This is a genomic window from Bartonella sp. AD328YNZD (genome assembly GCF_042196425.1).
Genome location: NZ_JBHIQG010000658.1, coordinates 1 through 854, shown reverse-complemented (window position 1 = coordinate 854; position 854 = coordinate 1). Strand labels below are relative to the sequence as shown.

The window sequence follows — 854 nt, the reverse complement described above, 5'->3', positions numbered from 1 at the left end:
TGGTCACTATACAACTTTAATTCATCACGCTCTTTATCTCGTTTATTCAATTCATCACATAAAAAGAGAATTGATAAGATTAAACAGAGAATGATCATTGCAACAGAAAGATAAAAAAGTCCTTATTATTATATATAATAGCGCAATCTAATTTGTGATAAGTAGTTTTTCAATCCAAGTGTAAATTGCCTCCTTTAAGTGCAATTTTCTTATTAAGATGAAAAGCATCATTGTAAGTGAACCTATGCCTGTTGCCAAAGCTGGAAAATATGTCCACCTTTTGAAGCCATAATGAACAAATATGCAACATGGATAAGAAAATGCCGCGATTATTAAGACTATTATAGCCATTTAATATCCTTCGAGAGAACTTTGCTCGTTAAATGTCATTTGTAAATTCCTCTTGGTTGCATCATGTCATATATCGTGCGGAGCTCTATGCAAAAACGCGCTATTTGTTTAACATTTTCATCATCACCGGTCCTCATACTCGACACGAGATCAATCATTTGTGTTTTGAAACTCATGCCATTTTCACTTGAAGAATTAAGAAACTTTTTCGCGTAATCAATCATGGGGTCGGTAGAATTCATAGACATATTATAGGCCCAAATAAAATCGCTTTCTCTCCAGTTATAGTCATTACGCAAACTGCTTATGACATTGAGTAACATATCTACAAGGCATTGATTTATAATGATAATCTATCGTTATTCATATTGAATGAGAGTCCCGAATAACCTAAGATTGTCTCATTTTAAATCAGTTTATATTGCTTCAATCAAAACCACTCATTTGCACATCACAAGCGGGATGAATGTGTGGATCAAATTTGTATAAGAAAGGATTTAAAA

General features: G+C 32.9%; 1 protein-coding gene. It reads right to left on the bottom strand.

Features of this window, described 5'->3' with window-relative positions; genetic code table 11:
• Positions 1-386: 386 nt before the first annotated feature.
• Complete coding sequence (locus tag ACFIO3_RS14300; RefSeq protein ID WP_375614070.1) at positions 387-674, bottom strand: hypothetical protein; 288 nt, start codon at positions 672-674, stop codon at positions 387-389.
• Positions 675-854: the final 180 nt, after the last annotated feature.

Coding starts and splice junctions, on each gene's coding strand:
- ACFIO3_RS14300 (WP_375614070.1), bottom strand. CDS start 674: ATGTTACTCAATGTCATAAGCAGTTTGCGTAATGACTATAACTGGAGA.